The organism is Streptomyces sp. WELS2 (assembly GCF_013870595.1).
Lineage (GTDB): Bacteria > Actinomycetota > Actinomycetes > Streptomycetales > Streptomycetaceae > Streptomyces.
Genome location: NZ_JACBWZ010000505.1, coordinates 1 through 4,642, shown reverse-complemented (window position 1 = coordinate 4,642; position 4,642 = coordinate 1). Strand labels below are relative to the sequence as shown.

Sequence of the window (4,642 nt, the reverse complement as noted above, 5' to 3'; positions counted from 1 at the left end):
GGAACGGCGGCTCGATCACCCCGGGGTCGTCGCCCAGCGCCAGCCGCACCGCCGCCCAGGGCGCGTTCACCCCGCAGAGCGACAGCTGGTGCAGCCCGCCGGCGGGCCTGGTGTTGACGTCCAGCAGCACCGGGCGGTCGCCGAGCATCCGGAACTGGATGTTGGACAGGTGGTGCAGCCCGAAGCCCTCCGCGATCAGCCGGGCCGGCGCCAGCCACCGCTCGTCCAGGGTGAAGCCCCGGCGGCGGCTGTTCTTGGTGCGGCCGACGGCGAGCCGTACCCGGTTATCCGTCCCGGTCAGGCAGTCGACGGACACCTCCGGCTCCGTCAGGCGGGGCATCACCAGCCAGTCCACGGGCTCCCCGGACCGCCGTAGCGCGTCGAGGACCGTGTCCAGCTGCGCGTACGGGCCGGGGAAGCCGCTCAGCTGCGACAGGGACACGGGGGACCGGGTGATCACCCGGAAGCCGGCCCCGCCCGCCCCGGCGGCCGGCTTGACGCACGCCTGATGCCCGGACTCCTCCAACTCCTCCACAGCCGCCAGGAGTTGCTCGGCCGTCCGGACCCGCCACCACGGCGGCACCGGGACGCCCACCGAGCGCACCGCCTCGTACCCGACCGCCTTGTTCTCGAACACGGCGACCGCCTCGGGCGTCGGCGCCAGCAGCGCCGTACCGGCCGCCGCGAACTCGGCCCGCTGCGCCACGATCGCGGCCTGGTGCAGCCGGGGCACGAACACGTCGATGCCGCGCCGGGCGCACTGGTCGAGCGCGTATTCGACGTACGCGGCCGGGGACAGGCCCTCCGGCTCCAGCTCGGCGGTGTCGGCGGCGGCCAGCACCGGGGAGTCCGGGTCGCCGTGCGTGGCATGGATCTCGACCGCCCGGTCGCCGGGATTTCTCCGCAGCTGTTCCATGAAGAACACGTTCTCCGCGTACGTGCGGTTGAGCCAGACGCGTACGCGAGAGAGCATGCAGGCCGCCTTTCGGGTGTGCGGGCAGGGCGGAGCGGCCCGTGCCCGGGCAGGTGCGTGGAAGGGTCACCAAACGGCCCTGGGAGAAAGGGAGTCGGGCGCCGGTGTCGGGGCGATCATACGGCCAACCGGAGCCCTCTCGCGCACCCCGGGCGGGCAGGCCGCACCACGGGTGTCACTGGTTCCCGGACGCCGCTGCCCCGGTGACGGCGGCGGGCGCGTCGGCCCCCGCCGAGGGCTGCGGCGAGCCCGCGACCGGAGCGCCGGCCGCCCGGGCGCGCGGCAGCCACAGCGCGATCAGCAGACCGAGGGCCATCCCGGCCGCGGTGAGCAGGACGACCAGGAACTCCCCGTCCGCGGTGGCGGCCCACAGCGCCTGACCGGTCTTGCCGTCGGTGTCGGCGTCGGCGAGCGCGGTGAGCACGGCCAGGCCGATGGCGTTGCCCAGGTTGAGGGTGGTGGAGGCCATGCCGTTGGCGATGCCCTGCTCGCCGGGCGCGACCTTGGTGGCGGCGGCGATCCACATGGACGTCCACACGATGCCCTGGCCCACCCCGGAGACGATCAGCCCGGGCACGGCGATGCCGTAGCCGGCGTCCGCGTCGAAGCCGGGGGAGAGGGCCGCGGTGCCCACCGCACCGACCAGGAAGCCCGTGATCAGCGTGGTGCGCGCGCCCAGCCGGGTGGTCATGCGCTCGCCGAGCTGGGTTCCGGCGGCGATGGCGACGGAGGGCACGAGGAAGGCGAGCCCGGTCTCCAGGGCGCTGAAGCCGTGCACCGACTGCAGCAGCACGGTGAGGAAGTACGGCAGGGTGCCGAACGTGGCCATGTACAGGAACGTCACCGTGATGGCCACGCTCAGGCTGCGGTTGCGGAACAGCCGGAACGGCATCAGCGGGTCGGCGCTACGGGACTCGATTGCGGCGAACGCGGCCAGGCAGACCACGGCGGCGACGGCCGCGCCGATGACCGCCGGCGCGGCCCAGCCCCACTCCGGGCCCTCCACCAGCGCGAAGACGAGCAGGGTGGCGCCGGTGGTGACGGTCAGGGCGCCGGGCAGGTCGAACCGACGGCCCGTGCCGCCCGCCGGGTCGCGCGGGATGACGAACACCGCGGCCAGGGCGACGAGCCCAGCCAGCGGCACGTTGACGAAGAACACGGCGGGCCAGCCGAAGGCCCCGGTGAGCAGGCCGCCCAGCAGCGCGCCGACGGTCAGGCCGCTGGCCCCGGCCCCGCCCCACACGGCGAGCGCCCGGTTCCGCCTGGGACCCTCCTCGAACAGGGTGTTGATCAGCGACAGCGTGGACGGCAGCAGCAGCGCGCCGCCGATGCCCTGCACCGCCCGCGCGGCCACGATGACCTCCGGGCTGCCCGCCAGCCCGCCGGCCAGCGAGGACAGGGCGTACACGGAGAGCGCGAGCACGAAGATCCGGCGCCGGCCGAGCAGATCGGCGGCCCGGCCGCCGAGCAGCAGGAAGCCGCCGGCGAAGACCACGTAGGCGCTGACGACCAGTTGCTGGGTGTGGCCGGGGAAGTCCAGGTCGGTGCCGATGTCGGGCAGGGCGACGAACACGATGTTCAGGTCGAGGGAGAAGATCAGCTGCGCCAGCGCCAGCAGCGCCAGGCTCCAGCCCGGCCGGATCCGGCCGGGTCCGGTCGGCCGCGGGTGCGGCCCTGGGGAGGGGGACATGGTCGGCCCTTCGGGTCATGGGCAGGGCGGCCCGGCTCACTACGACAGTTCGCATAATTACGTACTGTTGGACTTCCGCCCAGCGAGGACATCGGTATCCGGCCACACCGCAGGCGGTCGCGGGAAGCCGCGCATTCCGGTGCGCGATCTGAACGCGCGCCTGGCCGGACGGTCGCGTTACCGTGGAGCGGTGATCCCGTACGGCCCGGGCCCGGGACGGAACCCGGTCCGGGAATCTCCCCCACGGTGACCGGAAAGCGACCATGATCCGTCAAGTCGCCGCCCGGCCCGGGACGCTGACACCCGGCCAGAAGACCCTTGTCCCGGGCGGGGTCGGTGTGTTCTTGTGGTGCCATCGGATGATCGGAAGGGGTGTGCGGGGTGGAGTCGACGGCCGGCGCCGGACAGCTGCTCGCCATCAGCGACCTGCACATCGGCTATCCGGACAACCGGGCCCTCGTGGAGGGCATGCGGCCGGAGAGCGACGAGGACTGGCTGATCGTGGCCGGCGATGTCGCCGAGACCGTGGCCGACATCCGCTGGGCCCTCGGCACGCTCGCGCGCCGCTTCCGCAAGGTGCTGTGGGTGCCCGGCAACCACGAGCTGTGGACCCACCCCAGGGACGAGGTCACCCTGCGCGGCGTCGCCCGCTACGAACACCTGGTCGAGGTCTGCCGGGAACTGGGCGTCGTCACTCCCGAGGACCCCTACCCCGTGTGGCGCGGTGCCGGCGGCCCGGCCGTCGTCGCCCCGCTGTTCCTGCTGTACGACTACTCGTTCCTGCCGGCCGGCTGTGCCACCAAGGAGGAGGGCCTGGCCTACGCGGAGGGCACGGGCATCGTCTGCAACGACGAGTACCTGCTGCACCCCGACCCCTACCCGACCCGTGAGGCGTGGTGCCGGGCCCGGGTCGCCGAGACCGAGCGCCGGCTGGCCGAGCTGCCCGAGGACCTCCCGACCGTGCTGGCCAACCACTACCCGCTGGACCGGCACCCCACCGAGATCCTCTGGCACCCCGAGTTCGCCATGTGGTGCGGCACCGCGCTGACCGCCGACTGGCACCGCCGGTTCCGGGTCGCCACCATGGTCTACGGCCATCTGCACATCCCCCGCACCACCTGGCACGACGGAGTCCGCTTCATGGAGGTCTCCGTGGGTTACCCCCGCGAATGGCGCAAGCGTCCGGAACCGCCGGGAAGGCTGCGCCGCATCCTGCCGATGGAGGTCGAAGCCGGTGATCGAGGAGCTGCTCCCGGAGTCGGTCGTGGCCGTGGAGGCGCACACTGACGACCCGCTGTGGGAGACCCCGCTCTACCCGGCGGAGGAGGCGCTCGTCGCGCGCGCGGTGGCCAAGCGGCGCCGCGAGTTCGCCGCCGTGCGCGGCTGTGCCCGGCGCGCCATGGAGAAGCTGGGCGTGCCGCCGCAGGCCGTGCTCAGCGGTGAGCGGGGCGCCCCGCTGTGGCCGGACGGACTGGCCGGCAGCATGACCCACTGCGAAGGCTACTGCGCCGCCGCGCTGGTCCGTGCCGCCGACCTCGCCTCCCTCGGCATCGACGCAGAGCCGCACGGACCGCTCCCGGAGGGCGTCGGCGACTCCGTGTTCCTGCCCGCCGAGTCCGCGCGGCTCGGCGAGCTGGCCCTGAGCCGGCCCACCGTGCACTGGGACCGGCTGCTGTTCAGCGCCAAGGAGTCCGTCTACAAGGCGTGGTTCCCGCTCACCCGCAAGTGGCTCGACTTCTCCGAGGCCGACATCACCCTGCACCCGGGCACCGGCGGCGAGCCGTACGGCACCCTGCGCGCCGAACTCCTCGTGCCCGGGCCCCTGGTCGGCGGCCGGCGCCTGCGGGCCTTCGAGGGCCGGTGGATCGTCCGGGACGGAGTGGCCGCGACGTCCGTCGTCGTACCGCACGCGAGGTCGGTGCGGATCGACCTTGCCGTCCACGCGGCCCTCCATCCGGTCCAGGACGTGCCGGTTCGCC

At 73.6% G+C, this 4,642-nt stretch carries 3 protein-coding genes and 1 pseudogene; 2 read left to right on the top strand and 2 right to left on the bottom strand.

The window, feature by feature from the left end; genetic code table 11:
* Together H5J33_RS24310 and H5J33_RS24305 are read right to left on the bottom strand one after the other, a co-directional pair.
* Positions 1-973, bottom strand: a 973-nt coding sequence (locus tag H5J33_RS24310) for an ATP-grasp domain-containing protein (RefSeq protein ID WP_181797012.1), incomplete at its 3' end; no start/stop codon positions are given.
* A gap of 175 nt (positions 974-1,148) precedes the next feature.
* On the bottom strand, positions 1,149-2,663 hold the full coding sequence (locus tag H5J33_RS24305; protein WP_181797011.1) for an MFS transporter: 1,515 nt from the start codon (positions 2,661-2,663) through the stop codon (positions 1,149-1,151).
* 381 nt (positions 2,664-3,044) lie between these two features.
* Here H5J33_RS24305 and H5J33_RS24300 point away from each other — a divergent pair, with 381 nt between their 5' ends.
* The gene (locus tag H5J33_RS24300; RefSeq protein ID WP_181797010.1) at positions 3,045-3,950 is read left to right on the top strand and encodes a metallophosphoesterase; all 906 of its coding nucleotides are present in this window, start codon (positions 3,045-3,047) and stop codon (positions 3,948-3,950) included.
* Positions 3,898-4,572: pseudogene (locus tag H5J33_RS24295) on the top strand (4'-phosphopantetheinyl transferase); the annotation flags it as partial. The gene H5J33_RS24300 and the pseudogene H5J33_RS24295, both read left to right, overlap by 53 nt.
* Positions 4,573-4,642: the final 70 nt, after the last annotated feature.

Bases quoted from the DNA above. Each gene is read 5' to 3' on its own strand.
- H5J33_RS24305 (WP_181797011.1), bottom strand. From the start codon at position 2,663: ATGTCCCCCTCCCCAGGGCCGCACCCGCGGCCGACCGGACCCGGCCGG.